General features: G+C 62.9%; 12 protein-coding genes and 1 riboswitch. Of the genes, 6 read left to right on the top strand and 6 right to left on the bottom strand.

Annotated features, from left to right (window positions below; all coding sequences use genetic code 11):
* Nucleotides 1-25 precede the first annotated feature (25 nt).
* From LIX93_RS18470 to LIX93_RS18480, 3 genes are all read left to right on the top strand, one after another.
* The gene (locus LIX93_RS18470; protein ID WP_226505495.1) at nucleotides 26-5266 is read left to right on the top strand and encodes an Hpt domain-containing protein; all 5241 of its coding nucleotides are present in this window, start codon (nucleotides 26-28) and stop codon (nucleotides 5264-5266) included.
* Complete coding sequence (locus LIX93_RS18475; RefSeq protein ID WP_226505496.1) at nucleotides 5259-5711, top strand: chemotaxis protein CheW; 453 nt, start codon at nucleotides 5259-5261, stop codon at nucleotides 5709-5711. The genes LIX93_RS18470 and LIX93_RS18475 overlap by 8 nt, the downstream gene beginning before the upstream one ends.
* A gap of 190 nt (nucleotides 5712-5901) precedes the next feature.
* Entirely contained in the window at nucleotides 5902-6519 is a 618-nt protein-coding gene (locus LIX93_RS18480; protein ID WP_226505497.1) for a hemolysin III family protein, read from the top strand.
* Here the strand turns inward: LIX93_RS18480 and LIX93_RS18485 are convergent.
* Nucleotides 6516-7244 (bottom strand): 16S rRNA (uracil(1498)-N(3))-methyltransferase, encoded by a 729-nt coding sequence (locus LIX93_RS18485; protein WP_226505498.1) that lies wholly within the window; start codon nucleotides 7242-7244, stop codon nucleotides 6516-6518. The two genes, LIX93_RS18480 and LIX93_RS18485, sit on opposite strands and share 4 nt — an antisense overlap.
* Nucleotides 7245-7420: 176 nt before the next feature.
* Nucleotides 7421-8827 carry an adenosylmethionine--8-amino-7-oxononanoate transaminase gene (locus LIX93_RS18490; protein WP_226505499.1) on the bottom strand — a complete coding sequence of 469 codons (1407 nt, stop codon included), beginning with the start codon at nucleotides 8825-8827 and terminating at the stop codon, nucleotides 7421-7423.
* A gap of 234 nt (nucleotides 8828-9061) precedes the next feature.
* Between LIX93_RS18490 and LIX93_RS18495 the strand changes: the two genes are divergently transcribed.
* The 3 genes from LIX93_RS18495 (at nucleotide 9062) to LIX93_RS18505 (ending at nucleotide 12237) form a co-directional block, all read left to right on the top strand.
* A complete protein-coding gene (locus LIX93_RS18495) occupies nucleotides 9062-10789 on the top strand; it encodes a flavin monoamine oxidase family protein (RefSeq protein ID WP_226505500.1) in 1728 nt (575 codons plus the stop codon).
* A gap of 266 nt (nucleotides 10790-11055) precedes the next feature.
* Nucleotides 11056-11607, top strand: a complete 552-nt coding sequence (locus LIX93_RS18500; protein WP_226505501.1) for a cytochrome b — start codon at nucleotides 11056-11058, stop codon at nucleotides 11605-11607.
* Between the two features lie 33 nt (nucleotides 11608-11640).
* On the top strand, nucleotides 11641-12237 hold the full coding sequence (locus tag LIX93_RS18505; protein ID WP_226505502.1) for a YceI family protein: 597 nt from the start codon (nucleotides 11641-11643) through the stop codon (nucleotides 12235-12237).
* Between the two features lie 202 nt (nucleotides 12238-12439).
* On the opposite strand, the gene LIX93_RS18510 is transcribed toward LIX93_RS18505, so the two are convergent.
* The 4 genes from LIX93_RS18510 to ahcY form a co-directional block, all read right to left on the bottom strand.
* On the bottom strand, nucleotides 12440-14362 hold the full coding sequence (locus LIX93_RS18510; protein WP_226505503.1) for a DEAD/DEAH box helicase: 1923 nt from the start codon (nucleotides 14360-14362) through the stop codon (nucleotides 12440-12442).
* 240 nt (nucleotides 14363-14602) lie between these two features.
* Entirely contained in the window at nucleotides 14603-15439 is an 837-nt protein-coding gene (locus tag LIX93_RS18515; protein WP_226505504.1) for a transporter substrate-binding domain-containing protein, read from the bottom strand.
* A gap of 199 nt (nucleotides 15440-15638) precedes the next feature.
* A complete protein-coding gene (gene metF / locus LIX93_RS18520) occupies nucleotides 15639-16484 on the bottom strand; it encodes a methylenetetrahydrofolate reductase [NAD(P)H] (RefSeq protein WP_226505505.1) in 846 nt (281 codons plus the stop codon).
* Nucleotides 16485-16616: 132 nt separating this feature from the next.
* Nucleotides 16617-18026, bottom strand: a complete 1410-nt coding sequence (gene ahcY, locus LIX93_RS18525) for an adenosylhomocysteinase (protein ID WP_226505506.1) — start codon at nucleotides 18024-18026, stop codon at nucleotides 16617-16619.
* A gap of 21 nt (nucleotides 18027-18047) precedes the next feature.
* Nucleotides 18048-18146, bottom strand: a riboswitch (S-adenosyl-L-homocysteine riboswitch).
* Between the last annotated feature and the right edge of the window lie 53 nt (nucleotides 18147-18199).

Genomic DNA, 18199 nt, shown 5'->3' on the forward strand with positions numbered 1-18199 from the left:
GCGCTGAACTTTGATCGGAGTCGTTATGGTTGATCGGCAGGATGACGGCACGGCGCCACTGCTCAGGGGCGCCATGGCCGAATCGCTGAAACAGGCCAGCCAGGCCCTGCTTGGCCCGCAACTGCCGCCTTTGGCAGGCCCGGACCGCGATGCGTTGCGCTCGGTGGTCAGCGCCGTGTGCGACGAACTGCGCCACAGCAAGCAGCGCCTCGACCAGTTCGTGCAAAGCGATCGCCAGCACGTCGACGCCTTGAACGGCCTGCTGCCGGCCTTGCGCCAGGTCGCCGACACCCTGGCCGTGCTCGGCTTTGGCCAGCCGCGCAAGGTCATCATCGATCAGGTCTCGGTGATCCAGGGCCTCAGCCAGGGCCAGCGCGAACCTGGCGACGCGGTGCTGATGGATGTGGCCGGTGCGCTGCTGTATGTAGAGGCGACCCTGGCCGGCATGATCGGTGCTGGCGACGGCGCCGAGCGCGAGGTGATCAGCCCGCAGGCGCCAGATCAGGACGCCGACATGGTGCAGATCCACCGCGTGGTGCTGATCGAATCGCGCGCCTGCCTGCAGGAAGCGCTGGATCTGATCGACGATTGCCTCGACAGTGTTCCTGGCCCTGAACGTGGCGTTGAGCACGGCCCCGAAAGCGGCCCGGCACAGCAGCAGGTGCTGAACGCCGTGCCGACGTTGCTCGATCAAGTGCGCGGCGCCCTGGAGATGATCGGCCTGCAGCGCGCCGCCAACCTGCTGCGCCGCTGCCGCACCCACGCCTTGCACTATTGGCAGGGCGCTGACGGTCTGAGCCAGGACCCGCATGTCGAGGCCCTGGCCTCGGCGCTCACGGCGATCGATTTCTATCTCGGCCGGCGCGTGGATAATCCGCAATCACCGGTGGACACCGCGCTGGGGGTCGCCGAGGAAAACCTCGCGCGCCTGAGCCTGCTGCCTGCGCCGACACCCACGCCGGTCGTTGAAGCCGACCCCCTGCCCGTGGCCGCTGCGGAGCCTGTGGCTGTGCCGGTCGTGCACGCGGCGGACAGCGACCCGATCGACGACGAATTGCGCGCGATTTTCCTTGAAGAGGCCATCGAACTGAGCGCCCAGGCCCGCGACAGTCTGGCCGAGTGGCGGCAGGACCCGGCCGCCCATGGCCCGGCCCTGATCGAGCTGCGCCGCTGCCTGCACACGCTCAAGGGCAGCGGGCGGATGGTCGAGGCCAGCATCGCCAGCGAGATGTGCTGGGCCGCCGAGCACCTGCTCAACCGTATTGTCGACCACTGCGTTCAGCCGGGTGCCGCGGTATTTCAGGCCCTGGAACAAGTACTCGCCCAGTTGCCCGCGTTGCTTGACGATTTCGCTCACGACACCCAGCGCCGGCACCCGGCCGTCGATCCACTGGTGCAACGACTGGTCGCACTGAGCGAAGGGCAATTGGCGCCGGACAGCCAGCTCGAAGCCATCACCCTGAGTGCTGCAGGTGTATTCGATGCCGATGGTTTCGACCGCCAGTTGCTGGAAATCTTCCGTCACGAGGCCTTGACCCATCTCGCGACCCTCGAGGGCTTTTTGCGCACAGCGGCCGACAACGGTGCGCTGCCGGTCAGCGATGCCGCGCAGCGCGCGGTGCACACCCTCAAGGGCAGCGCCTGGATGGCCGGGGTGTTGCCGATTGCCGCGCTGGCCACCGCCATGGACCGCATGGTGCGCGAGTTCAAGAGCCATCGCTGGCCCATCGAGGCTGCGCAGGTGCAGCTGTTGCGCCGGGTGGTCGAGGCGTTCAAGGCCAGCGTCCAGCGTTTGCCGGCCGAGCCGCTGGCGGTCATCGAGGGCGCCGAGGCGCTGATCGGCGAGTTCGTCCAACAGGTGCTGGAGCGTCTGGAGCAGGGCGACGAAGCCAGCGATGCGCCGCAACGGCTCACCCGTGAGCCGCAGTTGATCAGCCGTTTTCTCGAGCAAGGCATGGATATTCTGCTGGATGCCGACAACCGCCTCGACCACTGGCAGCAGCATCCTGCCCAACGCGACGACTTGACCGCGCTGCTGGACGGCCTGACCACGCTGGAGCAGGGCGCGCACCTGGCCGATTTGATGGACATGGATGAGTTGTGCGAGGCGCTGCTGGACGTCTACGGCGCCGTTGAAGAAAGCAGCGTGGCGATCAGCGAGGAATTCTTTGCCACAGTCCGCCAGGCGCACGAGGCGCTGATCAATATGCTCGATCAGGTGGCCGCCGGCCAGGAGATCGATCCACAACCGGAGCAGATCAGCGGCTTGCGCGCGCTGCTCGAAGGTGGACTGGCGCCGGATGCTACCGGGCTGGTGGAGCACGGCACTGGGCGGATTACCGAGCTGGCCAGCGCGATCAGCGCCCTCGATAGCGCCACCGCCACCGCCACCGACCTCGCCGACGCCAAGGATCTCGCTGCCCCCACCGCATCTGTAGCGAGGGGGCTTGTTCGGGAAAATCGTCCCAGCCCCTCGTCAGGGTCTGACGTGCCCAATCGGGGGCAAGCCCCTTCGTTACAGGGTTCGACCGCGCTGGACGAGGTCGCCGAGCTGTTCGTCGAGGAAGCCCGGGACATCCTCGGCAGCGCCGACCAGGCCCTGCAACGCTGGCTCGCCGAGCCCGACAACCTCACGCCGCTGACCGCCCTGCGTCACGATCTGGAAACCCTCGACGGCGGCGCGCAAATGGCCGAAGTCGCCCCGGTCAGTGCCTTGGCCGAAGCCCTGTTGCCGTTGTACCTGGGCGTGCAGGACAAACGTTTGCAGGCCGACGAGCGCCTGGGCGCGCTGCTGTCCGAGGCCCACGCGACCCTTGCGGCGTTGTTGCGCCAATACCAGGCAGGCGAAGCGCTGAGCGATCCCCAGGCACTGGTGCTGGCGCTTGCGGCCTGGCGTCAGGGCGCCTCCAGTGCCATCAGCGAAAGCCTGCAGAGTGCCAGTCGCCAGGCCGCGCAGGAAATCGCCGACCCGGACAACGAACTGCTGGAGATTTTCCTCGAAGAGGCCAGCGACATCCTCGAAAGTGCCGGCGAGGCCCTGCTGCGCTGGCGCGGCGAACCGCAAAACAGCCTGGAGGTAGAAAACCTCCTGCGCGATCTGCACACCCTCAAGGGCGGCGCGCGCATGGTCGAGATCGCCGCCATCGGCGACCTCACCCACGAGCTCGAATTCCTCTATGAAAGCGCTTCGGCCGGCACTCTGCAGCCCGGCAGTGCGCTGTTCAAGCTGTTGCAGAAAGGCCAGGACCGCCTGGCGCAGATGCTCGACCTGGTGCGCAGTGGCCAGCCTGTACCGCAGGCGAGCACGCTGATCGAGGCCATTCGCACCTTCAGCAGCCCGCCCGAGCCAGTGCCCGCAGCGGTTGTTGCGCCCATCGTGGCCGGTGCGCCTGAGGGCGCCGTCAGCGGCACCGAGCGCGGCCAGGCCGATATGGTCAAGGTGCCCGCCGAGGTGCTCGACACCCTGGGCAATCTGGCGGGTGAAGCCTCAATCATTCGCAGCCGGGTCGAACAGCAGGTCAACGACAGCCAAAGCGCGCTGCTGGAAATGGACATCACCCTGGAGCGCATGCGCGAGCAGTTGCGCCGCCTCGACACCGAAGCCCAGGCGCGGGTGCTCAGCCGCCGCGCCAGCGAGCCGGATCGTCTGGGGTATGAAGACTTCGACCCACTGGAGATGGACCGTCATTCCCAGTTGCAGCAGCTGTCGCGTTCGTTGTTCGAAGCGGCATCTGACCTGTCCGAACTCAGGGACACCCTCAGCGCCCGCGCCCACGACGCGCAGACGCTGCTCGGCCATCAGGCACGGGTCAACACCGATCTGCAGGAAGGCCTGATGCGCACCCGCATGGTGCCCTTCGGCCGCCTGCTGCCGCGCTTGCAGCGAATCGTCCGGCAGGTCGCGGACGAACTGGGCAAGCAGGTGGAATTCGATATCGGCAACCCCGACGGCGAGATGGACCGCAGCGTCCTCGAACGGATGATCGCGCCGCTGGAGCACATGCTGCGCAATGCCGTCGACCATGGGCTGGAGTCCACCGCAGTGCGCCTGGCGGCGGGCAAGCCGGCGCAAGGGCGGATCAGCCTGCAACTGGTGCACGAAGGCAGCGAAGTGGTGCTGGAGATGAGCGACGACGGCGCCGGCGTGCCCCTAGCGGCGGTGCGCCACAAGGCTATCAAGCGCGGCCTGCTGGACCCGGCCAGTGATGTCAGCGATCACGACATCCTGCAATTCATCCTGCAGCCGGGCTTTTCCACGGCGGCCAAGGTCACGCAGATTTCCGGGCGCGGGCTGGGCATGGACGTGGTCCATGAAGAGGTCAAGCAGCTTGGCGGCTCGATGACCATTCATTCCAGTACGGGCAGCGGCGCGACCTTCCGGATTCGTCTGCCTTTCAGTGTGTCGGTCAACCGCGCCTTGATGGTGCAATGCGCTGATGAGCTGTATGCGGTGCCGCTCAATACCATCGAAGGCATCGTGCGGGTGCCACCAGCCGAACTGGCGGCGCGCTATAACGCGGCCGATCCGCACTACGTCTACGGCGGCCAGGATTTCGAGCTGCGCTATCTGGGCGATCTGCTGCATTGCAATGAGCGCCCGCCGCTGTTGGGCCAGACATTACCGGTGCCGCTGTTGCTGATCCGCTCTCACGACCATCAGGTGGCGGTGCAGGTCGATGCGCTGGCGGGCTCGCGGGAGATCGTGGTCAAGAGCCTCGGGGTGCAGATGGCGGCGGTGCAGGGGTTGTCTGGTGCGACCATCCAGGGCGACGGGCGGGTGGTGTTGATCCTTGACCTGCTAGCGCAGATTCGCGCCCATCAGGCCCGGCAGATTCATGGTGCATTGCATAGCGAAGAACGCGTTTATGGGCCCGTCGAGCAGGCGCAGCCAAGGCCGCTGCTGGTGATGGTGGTGGACGACTCGGTGACGGTGCGCAAGGTCACCAGCCGCTTGCTCGAACGCCACGGCATGCAGGTGCTCACGGCCCGCGACGGGGTCGAGGCGCTGGCGCTGCTGCGTGAGCAGCGCCCGGATGTGTTGCTGCTGGATATCGAAATGCCGCGTATGGACGGCTTCGAAGTGGCCACGCAGATCCGTCGCGACCCGCGTCTGCGCGATCTGCCGATTATCATGATTACCTCGCGTACCGGCGCCAAGCACCGCGACCGCGCCCTGGCGATCGGCGTCAACGACTACCTCGGCAAGCCTTATCAGGAGACGCAATTGCTCGACAGCATCGCCCAGTGGAGTGGCCAGCATGCCTGATTTCACCAGCGCGCCGCGCACCACCCTGACCACGCTGATGTTGCCGCTAGCCGACCGCAGCCTGGTGCTGCCCAACGTGGCGGTGGCCGAGCTGATCGACTACCAACTGCGTCAACCGGTGCGGGGCGCCCCGGTGTGGCACTTGGGGATGATCGTGTGGCGCGAGCTGCAGATTCCGCTGGTGAGCTTCGAGGCCGCCTGCGGTGCGCCGGTAGTGGTCGGCGAGGATGCGCGGATCGTGGTGCTTAACTGCCTGAGCGATGGGCCGCTGCAGTTCATGGCGATCCTGATCCAGGCTGTGCCGCGGTCATGCAAGGTCGACAGCCAGTTGAGTTATGTCGATGTGCCTTTGGCTGAGCTGGAGTTGGCGGCGGTGCAGATCAGTGATCGGGTGGCGAAGATTCCTGATCTCGATGGGCTGGAGCGGTTGTTGTTGAGTTATTGAACGTTGCGGTGCAGGTGATGGCGTCTTCGCGGGCACGCCTTGGCCCCACAATGGTGAGTCGTACGCATATGGGCGCAAGACGTGCCCGCGAAGCGGCCAGTGAGGCCACCCCAACGCCCAAGCCATCAGATTTTTTTCACATCGCCTGTGTAGCATGGGCCCTGAATTCTGGCCATGGAGATTCAACTGCATGTATCACGGCGAAAAGCTCAACGCCTGGACTCATCTGGTCGGCGCAGTGGCAGCAAGCGTCGGCGCCATCTGGTTATTGGTGCTGGCCAGCCTGCAAGGCAATCCCTGGAAGATCGTCAGCGTGGCCATCTACGGCGTCACGCTGATGGTGCTCTATAGCGTCTCCACCGTGTATCACAGCGTCCGCGGGCGGACGAAGGTGGTGATGCAAAAGCTCGATCACCTGTCCATCTATCTGTTGATCGCCGGCAGCTACACACCCTTCTGTCTGGTGAGCTTGCACGGGCCCTGGGGCTGGAGCCTGTTCGGGGTGGTCTGGGGGCTGGCGGTGATCGGCATGCTGCAGGAGATCAAGCCCCGTAGCGAGGCGCGGATCCTGTCCATCGTCATCTATGCGGTAATGGGCTGGATCGTGCTGGTGGCGGTCAAGCCGTTGCTGGCGACGCTGGGGGTGGCGGGCTTCGCCTGGCTGGCGGGGGGAGGGGTGTTCTATACCCTGGGCATTATCTTTTTTGCCCTGGATCACCGTATGCGCCACGCTCACGGCATCTGGCATCTGTTTGTGATTGCTGGGAGCGTGATGCACTTCATTGCGGTGTTTTTCTATGTGATTTAGGAGGCCTGGAAATCACCCCACAGCTGCTGGGCCACCGCTAGCGCCACCACAGGCGCGGTCTCGGTACGCAGCACCCGCGGGCCCAGGCGTGCGGAGTGGAAGCCGCTGACTTGGGCCTGCTCGACTTCAGCATCCGACAAGCCGCCTTCCGGCCCGATCAGAAACGCCAGGGTCGCCGGCGCTGGATGATTGGTGAGCGGTTCGGCCACTGGATGCAGTACCAGCTTGAGCGCTGCTTCGGTGCCGGCCAGCCAGTCCGCCAGCAATTGTGGTGGATGAATCACCGGCACGGTCGAGCGGCCGCATTGCTCGCAGGCGCTGACTGCGATCTGCCGCCAGTGCTGCAGGCGTTTGTCGGCGCGCTCGTCCTTGAGGCGCACCTCGCAGCGTTCGCTGACAATCGGCGTGATCTCGTCGACGCCCAGTTCGGTGGCCTTCTGTATGGCCCAGTCCATGCGCTCGCCCCGGGACAGGCCCTGGCCCAGATGGATAGGCAAGGACGATGCGGGCTGGCCGGCGATTGCCTGGTTCAGGCGCACGCTGACGCGCTTCTTGCCGACTTCCAGCAGCGCGCCAAGAAACTCCTGGCCGGAGCCGTCGAATAGTTGCACAGCATCGCCCTCGGCCATGCGCAGTACGCGGCTGATGTAATGGGCCTGGGCCTCTGGCAGTTCGTGTTCGCCGAGGCTCAGGGGGGCGTCGATGAAGAAGCGGGAAAGTCGCATTTGCGGTGTCTCTTTGAATATTGTGGTGTTTCTTCGGGCCTCTTCGCGAGCAAGCTTTGCTCCTACAGCCGTACACCTGTAAGAGCAGCTTTTTGTCCGACAGCCGTACACCTGTGGGAGCAAGGCTTGCCTGCGAGGAGGTCCATCAGCATCAATGCAAAAGCTGCGGTGTGCGACTAACCCGGATCACGGAAATCCGGATGAAAGTTCGCCGGCACCGCCACGCTGACATCGCTGCGGGTGGCGATATCGATGCCTTCGCTGGCCACTTCGGCGAGGAAGTCGATCTGCTCGGGGGTGACGATATACGGCGGCAAGAAGTACACCACGCTGCCGAGCGGGCGCAGCAGTGCGCCGCGGCTCAAGGCGTGCTGGAATACCTTGAGGCCGCGGCGTTCCTGCCAGGCGTAAGGGGTCTTGCTGGCTTTGTCCTGGACCATTTCGATCGCCAGCACCATGCCGGTCTGGCGCACTTCGGCAACGTGCGGATGATCCGCCAGATGCGCCGTGGCCGTGGCCATGCGTTGCGCCAAGCCCCGGTTGTTGGCGATCACGTCGTCTTCTTCGAAGATATCCAAGGTGGCCAGCGCCGCAGCACAGGCCAGTGGGTTGCCGGTGTAGCTGTGGGAATGCAGGAACGCGCGCAGGGTCGGGTAGTCGTCGTAGAAGGCGCTGTACACCTCCTCGGTAGTCACGCAGGCCGCCAGCGGCAGGTAGCCGCCGGTGAGGGCCTTGGACAGGCACAGGAAGTCCGGACGGATGCCGGCCTGCTCACAGGCGAACATGGTGCCAGTGCGGCCGAAGCCGACGGCGATTTCGTCATGGATCAGGTGCACGCCATACCGGTCACAGGCCTCGCGCAGCAGCTTGAGATACACCGGGTGGTACATGCGCATGCCGCCCGCGCCCTGAATCAACGGCTCGACGATCACCGCCGCGACCGTGTCGTGATGCTCGGCCAGCGTCTGCTCCATGGCCGCGAACATGTTTCGCGAATGCTCCTCCCAGCTCATGCCTTCAGGGCGGTGGTAGCAATCCGGGCTGGGTACTTTGAGGGTGTCGAGCAGCAGCGCCTTGTAGGTTTCGGTGAACAGCGGCACATCGCCCACGGCCATGGCGGCGATGGTCTCACCGTGATAGCTGTTGGTGAGGGTAACGAAGCGCTTCTTGTTCGGCTGGCCGCGGTTGATCCAGTAATGAAAGCTCATTTTGAGCGCGACTTCGATGCACGATGAGCCGTTATCGGCGTAAAAGCACCGCGTCAGGCCCTCTGGTGTCATTGCCACCAGGCGCTCCGACAGCTCGATCACCGGTTGGTGGCTGAAGCCCGCGAGGATCACGTGCTCCAGCTGGTCGACCTGATCCTTGATGCGCTGATTGATGCGCGGGTTGGCATGCCCGAACACGTTGACCCACCAGGAGCTGACGGCGTCGAGGTAGCGCTTGCCTTCGAAGTCTTCGAGCCACACGCCCTCGCCGCGCTTGATAGGGATGAGGGGCAGCTGTTCGTGGTCTTTCATCTGGGTGCAGGGGTGCCAAAGGACCTTGAGGTCACGTTGCATCCACTGGTCATTGAGGCCCATTTTTTCTCTCCTGGCAGCGACCGCATTGGCGCGCTCGGCAAACAATCGCGCAAGCCTATGCAATGCCCGCCTGCGGGACAACCCGTGGCGGCCATTGATTTGCATTCGGGCGACGAGAGATGACGGCAAAAGGCGGCGCTGGCGGGGCTATCGGCGCTCGCGTATCCTTCGCTGCACTTGGCCATCATTGGCGTGTGTTGCCCCTTCTACTGCCCTGTTTCCGGAGTTCGCTGAATGTCTGCTGGTTGGCTGCGCGCCTTTGCGCTGGTAATGATTGGACTGTTCTGCGCGCAAGCGTTCGGGCAGGAGAAACAACCCACGGCGATCGTCGTCGGCGCGGGGATGGCGGGCCTGACAGCCGCCTATGAACTGCAGAGCAAAGGCTGGCAGGTAACCGTGCTTGAATCGCGCCCGAGCGTAGGCGGGCGTTCCGGCCTTGCCTCCAGCGAGTGGATCGGTGACGGCAAGGCCCAGCCGGTGCTGAACAAATACTTGCAGACCTTCAAGCTGGCGACCGTGCCAGCACCGGAGTATGTGCGCACGCCCAGTTACCTGATCGATGGCGAGTATTTCACCGCCGCCGACCTGGCGACCAAGCAGCCCGACGTCGCGCAAGCCTTGCAACGTTACGAGAAGACCCGTGACGATCTGGCACGCTCCATCGCCGACCCGCTCAACCCGGCCGCCAACCCGACGTTGTTCGCCCTCGACCAGATCAACGTGTCCAACTGGCTCGACAGGCTCAACCTGCCGCCCACTGCGCGGCAACTGGTCAATCAGCAGATTCGTACCCGTTATGACGAGCCTTCGCGCCTGTCGTTGCTGTATTTCGCCCAGCAGACCCGCGTCTATCAGGACGTCGACGATCGTGACATGCGCGCCTCGCGCCTGCCTGGCGGCAGCGTGGTGCTGGCCCAGGCTCTGCTCAAGCAGATCAAGGTGCTCAAGACCGGCGCTGAAGTGTCGTCGATCAATCAGGACAAGGATGGCGTCACCGTCAAGGTCGGCAGCGTCGGCTACCAGGCCGATTACGTGGTGTTGGCCGTGCCACTGCGCGCCCTCAATCACATCCAGCTGACTCCGGCGCTGGATGCTCAGCATCTGGCGGCCATCAAGGGCACCAACTACGGCTGGCGCGACCAGATCATGCTCAAGTTCAAGACCCCGGTGTGGGAGAGCAAGGCGCGGCTGTCCGGCGAGATCTACAGCAACGCGGGCCTGGGCATGATGTGGATCGAGCCCGCGCTCAAGGGGGGTGCCAACGTCATCATCAACGTGTCGGGCGACAATGCACGCCTGTTGCAGACCTTCGGCGACAAGCAGATGGTCGATCAGGTGCTGATTCGTCTGCACGGTTATTACCCTCAGGCGCGTGGGGCCTTCACCGGCTATGAAATCCGCCGCTACAGCACCGATCCGTCCACAGGTGGCGCCTACCTGGCGTTCGGCCCGGGGCAGATCAGTAAATTCTGGCGCCTGTGGGAGCGTCCGCTGCAGCGGGTGATCTTTGCTGGCGAGCATACCGATGCTTTGTATCCGGGCACGCTGGAAGGGGCCTTGCGCAGCGGTGAGCGTGCGGCCAGCCAGGCGCAGGATCTGCTGGCGGGTAAATCCTTCGAGCCTGTGGTGAAAAAACCCGAGCCTGTGGTGGCACCTGTCGCCAAGCCGGCTGAAGGCGGATTCTTCTCCAATCTGTTTGGTGGCAAGCCTGCGGCGCCTGCGCCTGTCCCGGCTCCGGTTGCCCCCGCTCCTGCGCCCGTCGCGCCCGCTCCGGCTGTGGTGCCTACGGTGGTCGCACCTGTGGTTGCTCCAGTGCCTGCCAAGGTCGAGCCTGCGGCCAAGGCACCGGTGAAGAAAGCGACTCATCCGGCGCCGAAGAAGCCTGCGCCTAAAAAAGCAGTCGAGAAAAAGCCGGTCGCCAAGAAGCCTGCTGTCAAGACTGACACCCCTGCTGCGCAATGATCCGCTAAACCCGGTGAGAGCAGGCTCTGCCCGCAAAGCTTTTAAAAGCTTCGCGGGCCGAGTCTGCGTCTGCACAATCAAAAGCGGTAGCTGTAGTGCTTTTTCGATTTGTGACTATTCTGTCATTCGACCCGCTTAATATTGTCTTAATGAGCCTGTATCACACTTTAAGTATCGAATATATCGATCGTTTAAAGCGATTTTTTCCGCTTTCATTCGATAGATAAAACGATAATCTTGAGCGCAGTTCTTACAGGATGGCAGCGATGCAGATACGTAACTCCACCTCTCGATATGGTGCGCTCAGTGTGTTTCTGCACTGGGGCGTCGCTATCACCGTGTTCGGCATGTTCGCCCTCGGCCTGTGGATGGTTGGCCTGGGTTACTACGATCCTTGGCGCAAGGAAGGCCCGGACTTGCACAAGAGCATCGGCCTTGTGCTGTTTGCTTTCATGGTCCTGCGGGTAGTCTGGCGCTGGATCAGTCCACCGCCGCCTCCGACGCCTAACCAAGGGCGCCTGACCCGCATCGCCGCCCATCTGGGGCACATGTTCCTCTACGTGGCGCTGTTCGCGCTGATGATTGCCGGTTACCTGATTTCCACCGCTGAAGGTGTCGGTATCTCGGTGTTTGGCCTGTTCGACGTACCCGCGCTGGTATCCAACCTGCCTAATCAGGCGGACACTGCCGGGGAAATCCATCTGTATATTGCCTGGACCGTGGTGATCTTCGCCGTACTGCACGGCCTGGCAGCCCTGAAACACCATTTTATCGACCGTGATGCGACCCTGATCCGCATGCTGGGTCGTAAAGCCTGAAGCCACACTTAACTTTCCAAGGAATAGACCGCAATGTTGAAAAAGACTCTCGCTGCTCTGGCTATCGGTACCGCACTGCTGACCGCAGGTCAGGCCATGGCTGCCGATTACACGATCGACAAGGAAGGCCAGCACGCTTTCGTCGACTTCACCATCAGCCACTTGGGCTACAGCTTCATCAAAGGTACTTTCAAAGACTGGAAAGGTACTTTCAGCTGGGATGCCGCCAAGCCTGAAGAAACCAAGATCGACGTGACCCTGCAAACTGCCAGCGTGTTCACCAACCAGGCTGAACGCGACAAGCACATCAGCAGCGACGCTTTCCTGGACGTGGCCAAGTATCCGACCGCTACCTTCAAGTCCACTAGCGTCAAGCCAACCGGTAAAGACGCCGCTGGCCATCTGACCGCTGACGTGACTGGCGACCTGACCCTGCATGGCACCACCAAGCCAGTGGTGATCAAGGCGACTTTCAACGGTGAAGGCAAGGATCCGTGGGGCGGCTACCGTGCTGGCTTCAACGGCACCACCACCATCAACCGTCAGGACTTCGGCAAGATGATGGACCTGGGCCCAGCGTCCAACGAGCTGACTCTGGACTTCACCTTTGAAGGTGTTCGCGCCAAGTAATTTGTCGCTGGCATAAAAAACGCCGCACTCCTGAACAAGGGGTGCGGCGTTTTTTTGTGCTCTCAGTGCGGGCCTCTTCGCGAGCAAGCTTTGCTCCCACAGTGATAAGGCATACATCTGTGCAAGGAAGCTACTCCCACAGTGTTGAATCATGCTGCTGTGGGAGCAAGGCTTGCCCGCGAAGGGGCCCCTGAGGCTAGCCTCAGCCTTCGCGGTTACGCGTCAGCAGCGCAGGCTTTTCACCACGCGGACGGCTCGGCAAGTCTTCCAGTTGCTCGGGCGTGGGGAAACGATCAATCTTCGATTCCTTGTGCACGATCTTCGGCGCAGTGCCGCTGGGGTTTCTTACCGCTGGCTCTTCGCGGGTGACCATCGGCTGCTCATCGCGCGCCGGACGACGGTCCCGACCGCCGCCGCCTTCACGACGGGCCTGGCCATTGCGAGCACCGCCCGCATTGCCAGCCCCACCGCTACGGGCGCCGCCGCTGCCATTACGTGGACCGCCGCCGGTGCGCTTGGCACCTTCGCCGCCAGCCGGGGCGCCAGTGCGCGGCGCGCTCGGACGACCTTGACGTGCAGCCGGTGCAGCACCAGTGGCTGCGGCCGGAGCGCCTGGGCGACGACCGCGGTTCTGGTCCTTCTTGCCCTGGTAAGGGCTCACGTAGTCGGCGCGGTTGCCGAAGTTATCGACTTCATCGTCGCGGAACTCGTCCGGTGCACGGTCAGCCGGTGCCCGAGGGGCAGCTGCCTGTGCAGGCTGCTGAGCCTGACGAGGTTTCGAGTCACGGGGTTGGCGTTCAGAACGCGCCCCGGCGGGCTTTTCCTTGCCTTTATCCTTGCCTTTGTCTTTACGACCGCCGCCAGCATTGTTGTTGGCGCCGTTGGCTGCCGTGCCTTCGCGTGGAGCACGAGGGGCATTGCGTGGCTTGTTGGCTTGTGGACGTTCACGAACTTCAGGCTTTTCGGCCTCGACGGTGCTGGAATCGAAGCCCATCAGGTCGCCGTCGGCGATTTTCTGCTTGGTCATGCGTTCGATGCTTTTCAGCAGTTTTTCTTCGTCTGGCGCAACCAGCGAGATCGCTTCGCCCGAGCGACCGGCACGGCCAGTACGGCCGATACGGTGCACGTAGTCTTCATCGACGTTGGGCAGCTCGAAGTTGACCACATGGGGCAACTGATCGATGTCCAGGCCGCGAGCGGCGATGTCGGTGGCGACCAGGATGCGAACTTCGCCAGCCTTGAAGTCGGCCAGGGCCTTGGTGCGCGCGTTCTGGCTCTTGTTACCGTGGATGGCCACGGCGCTCAGGCCGTGCTTGTCCAGGTACTCGGCCAGGCGGTTGGCGCCGTGCTTGGTACGAGTGAACACCAGCACTTGCTCCCAGGCCCCTTTGGTGATCAGGTGCGCGAGCAGCGAGCGCTTGTGGCTGGCCGGCAGGCGGAACACGCGCTGTTCGATACGCTCGACCGTGGTGTTCGGCGGAGTGACTTCGATGCGCTCGGGGTTGTGCAACAACTTGCCCGCCAAAGCGGTGATGTCGTTGGAGAACGTGGCCGAGAACAGCAGGTTCTGGCGCTTGGCCGGGAGTCGGGCGAGGACCTTTTTCACGTCATGGACAAAACCCATGTCGAGCATGCGGTCGGCTTCGTCGAGGACAAGGATCTCAACATGGGAAAGATCGACGCTGCCCTGGCCAGCCAGGTCCAGCAGTCGACCGGGGCAGGCGACCAGCACGTCGACGCCGCGGGCCATGGCCTGCACCTGCGGGTTCATGCCGACACCGCCGAAGATCACGGCGCTGACGAACTTGAGATCGCGGGCGTAGAGTTTGAAGCTGTCGTGCACCTGAGCGGCGAGTTCGCGCGTCGGGGTCAGGACGAGTACGCGCGGTTGGCGCGGGCCGTGACGCTGGGACTTGTCTGGGTGACCGTTGGGGAACAGACGTTCGAGGATCGGCAGGGCGAAACCACCTGTCTTACCTGTACCTGTCTGTGCTGCCACCATCAGGTCGCGACCTTGCAACACGGCGGGGATGGCCCGCTGTTGCACCGGAGTGGGCTGGGTATAGCCCGCTGCCTCGATGGCGCGGACTAGAGCCTCGGAGAGACCGAGGGAAGCAAAGGACATGAGTAATCCTGTCTAAGTGAGGGCTGTGCCCGAGGGATAATCGTGCCTGGCGCGACGGGGGCTCTCTGGCGCGGTCGCGTCCGGTCCTGCTGGGCCTCCAATGCGCATTCCAAGGCCGCCTTACCTGGCGAGAAGCCGAGGTGGAGAGCGAATCAGGAGCCTTTTGCGAGGTCGAGCGTCCGGGCGTAAGCCTGGCGGGAAGGCCCGAGTATAACAGAGCAATCCCTTTGCGCCGCTTTCCTACTGCTCAACGGCTGCACTTTTGTCAGAGAATTCCGAGGATGTGTCAGGTTTCGCCCCGAAATGGCTGGTGTTGGCTGGCGTCTTGGTGGGCTCGGGCACGATGTTGGCGTAGCGAGTAATCAGCTCGGCGTAGGCTGGCTCCTGCTTGAAGCGGCGCAGTTCGGCGGCAAAACGCTGCACCAGCAGGTCCATGCCGGCGTTTCGGCGTACCGCCAGGTACTGCGGGTCACGGCTGACCATGATCGGCAACTCCTCGACCTGATCCTGCAGGCCTAGCGCCTTGACGGCATAGCGGCCTACCCGGCGATCAGTAATCACCATGTCGACGCGCCCCAGTAGCAGCTTGCCGAAATTGGCTTCGAGCGTCGGTGCGGTTTCGCGTTCGAACAGCTGCGAGTCACGAAATGCCTGGTCGTAGATAAAGCCCGGCGAGGTGCCGATCTTCAGGCCTTTGAGGTCGTTCAGGCTGGCGAACAGGTGCGGGCGGGCCTTGGCCTGGAATAGCACGAACTCCACTTGCGATAGCGGTTCGGTGGGGTAAAGCAGCTGGCTGTCGCGCTCGGTGGACTCGAAAATATCCAGCGCGCCATCAGCCTTGCCTTCATCGAGCATCATCAGGCAACGCCGCCACGGCAGAAATTGCCACTCCACATCGATGCCCAGGCGTTTGAACACCAGCGCGGTTATCTCGTAATCGATGCCGGTGGGTTTGCCGTCTTGCAGATAGACGTAAGGTGCCCAAGGTTCGGTGACAATACGCAGGCTTTCACCGTGGGCGCTTAGGCTCAGGCAAGTGATCAGCAAAGCAGACAGTAGGAGGGCGTATGCAGGCATGTCGTGGAGATTACGACGCGCGGAGGTCGCTGGCTAGAGGCTTTGCGCGGCAAGTGTCTGTAGCGCAAAGATTTCGTGGCGCACAACGATGTGCCGATCAGTACCGGCCCCTTTGCGGGTAAGCCTTGCTCTCACAAGCGTATCGCTCTGTGGGAGCAGCGCTTGCTCGCGAAGGGGCCGGCAAGCCAAGTGCAATCTATCAGCGCGGCAGCTTGAGGTTGTTCCACACTGCCAGGCTCGGCTCGGCCTGGTTAAGGGTGTAGAAGTGCAGCCCCGGCGCGCCGCCTTGCAGCAGTTGCTCGCACATCTGCGTGATGACCTGTTCGCCGAACGCCTGGATGCTGCGGGCGTCGTCGCCGTAGGCTTCCAGTTGCTTGCGGATCCAGCGCGGAATTTCGGCACCGCAGGCGTCCGAGAAGCGCGCCAGCTTGCTGTAGTTGGTGATCGGCATGATGCCTGGCACGATCGGGATGTTCACGCCCAGTTTCTGCACGCGCTCGACGAAATAGAAGTAGCTGTCGGCGTTGAAGAAGTATTGGGTGATCGCGCTGTCGGCACCGGCATTGGCCTTGCGCACGAAGTTCTGCAGATCGTCTTCGAAGTTGCGCGCTTGCGGGTGCATCTCCGGATAGGCAGCCACTTCGATATGAAAATACTCGGCGGTTTCGGCGCGAATGAACTCGACCAGATCATTGGCGTGACGCAGCTCGCCGCTGGCCATGCCCATACCGGATGGCAGGTCGCCACGCAGGGCAACGATGCGCTTGATACCGGCATCCTTGTATTGGCCGAGCAGGCTGCGCAAGTCGGCCTTGCTGTCGCCCACGCACGACAAGTGCGGCGCGGCCGGTACCTTCACTTCGTGCTCGAGTTGCAGCACGGTGTTCAGGGTGCGATCGCGAGTGGAGCCCCCGGCACCGTAAGTGCAGGAGAAGAAATCGGGGTTGTAGCCGGCCAGTTGACGGGCAACGGTCAGCAGTTTTTCGTGTCCAGCATCGGTCTTGGTAGGGAAGAACTCGAAGCTGAAGCGGCGTTCCTGGGACATGGTCGTTCCTTAGCTGCAAGCTTCAAGCTGCAAGAGGGACTTTTTAAGCTTCAAGGAGCAAGCTGCAAGCTGCAACCTCAAGGCGTGGCCCGCCTTGACTTGCCGCTTGCAGCTCACAACTTGCCGCTGCTTTTAGTAACGGTAGGCGTGCGGCTTGAATGGGCCTTCGGCGTCGACGCCGATGTAATCAGCCTGTTGCTTGGTCAGTTTGGTGACCACGCCGCCGAAGCCGCGCACCATTTCCAGGGCCACTTCTTCGTCGAGTTTCTTCGGCAGTACTTCAACGGTCAGACGCTCGGCTTTCTGCGCTGGGCTGAGGTCGGCGTACTTTTGACCGAACAGGAAGATCTGCGCCAGGACCTGGTTGGCGAACGAACCGTCCATGATGCGGCTCGGGTGACCAGTGGCGTTGCCCAGGTTCACCAGACGGCCTTCGGCCAGCAGGATCAGGTAGTCGTCATTCTGAGCGTCGAACCCGCCAGGACCGGTGCGGTGAATCTTGTGCACCTGCGGCTTGACCTCTTCCCATGCCCAGTTCTTGCGCATGAAGGCGGTGTCGATTTCGTTGTCGAAGTGACCGATGTTGCAGACCACGGCACGCTTTTTCAGAGCCTTGAGCATGTTCGAGTCGCAGACGTTGACGTTACCGGTGGTGGTGACGATCAGGTCGATCTTGCCCAGCAGGGCCTTGTCGATGCTGGCTTCGGAACCATCGTTGATACCGTCGATGAACGGCGACACCAGTTCGAAACCGTCCATGCACGCTTGCATGGCGCAGATCGGGTCGACTTCGGTGACCTTGACGATCATGCCTTCCTGACGCAGCGACTGAGCCGAGCCTTTGCCCACGTCACCGTAGCCGATCACCAGGGCTTGCTTGCCCGACAGCAGGTGGTCGGTACCGCGTTTGATGGCATCGTTGAGGCTGTGACGGCAACCGTATTTGTTGTCGTTCTTGCTCTTGGTCACCGAGTCGTTGACGTTGATGGCCGGGATTTTCAGCTCGCCTTTGGCCAGCATGTCCAGCAGGCGGTGCACGCCAGTCGTGGTTTCTTCGGTGACGCCGTGTACGCGGTCGAGTATGGCCGGGTATTTCTTGTGCAGCAGCTCAGTCAGATCGCCGCCGTCGTCGAGGATCATGTTGGCGTCCCATGGCGCGCCATCCTTGAGGATGGTTTGCTCCAGGCACCACTCGTACTCTTCTTCGGTTTCGCCTTTCCAGGCGTAGACAGCGATGCCGGCAGCAGCGATTGCGGCAGCGGCCTGATCCTGGGTGGAGAAAATGTTGCAAGAGGACCAGCGCACTTCGGCACCCAGGGCGACCAGGGTTTCGATCAGCACGGCGGTCTGGATGGTCATGTGGATGCAGCCGAGGATTTTTGCGCCCTTGAGAGGCTGCTCGCCGGCATATTTGCGGCGCAGGCCCATCAGTGCTGGCATTTCCGATTCAGCGATGATGGTTTCACGACGGCCCCAGGCAGCGAGGGACATGTCGGCCACTTTGTAGTCGGAAAAATCTGCAGGCGTGATTACAGCGCTCATAGAGAGCCTCCATTCGTAGTGTGCGAATGGGCGCCGTTGTGCGTTTGTGCCGGCAAGTCCGGCGATCAACGCCCCATCCGAGCCTGACAGGATAGACCTGCTGCAGCGCCCCTCGGACAGGTGGCGGGAACGGCCCGGTTGAAGAGAGGGCCGTCGAAGTGAAGCGAGGGGGA

The organism is Pseudomonas sp. MWU16-30317, from assembly GCF_020515695.1.
In the GTDB taxonomy this organism is placed as follows: Bacteria; Pseudomonadota; Gammaproteobacteria; order Pseudomonadales; family Pseudomonadaceae; genus Aquipseudomonas.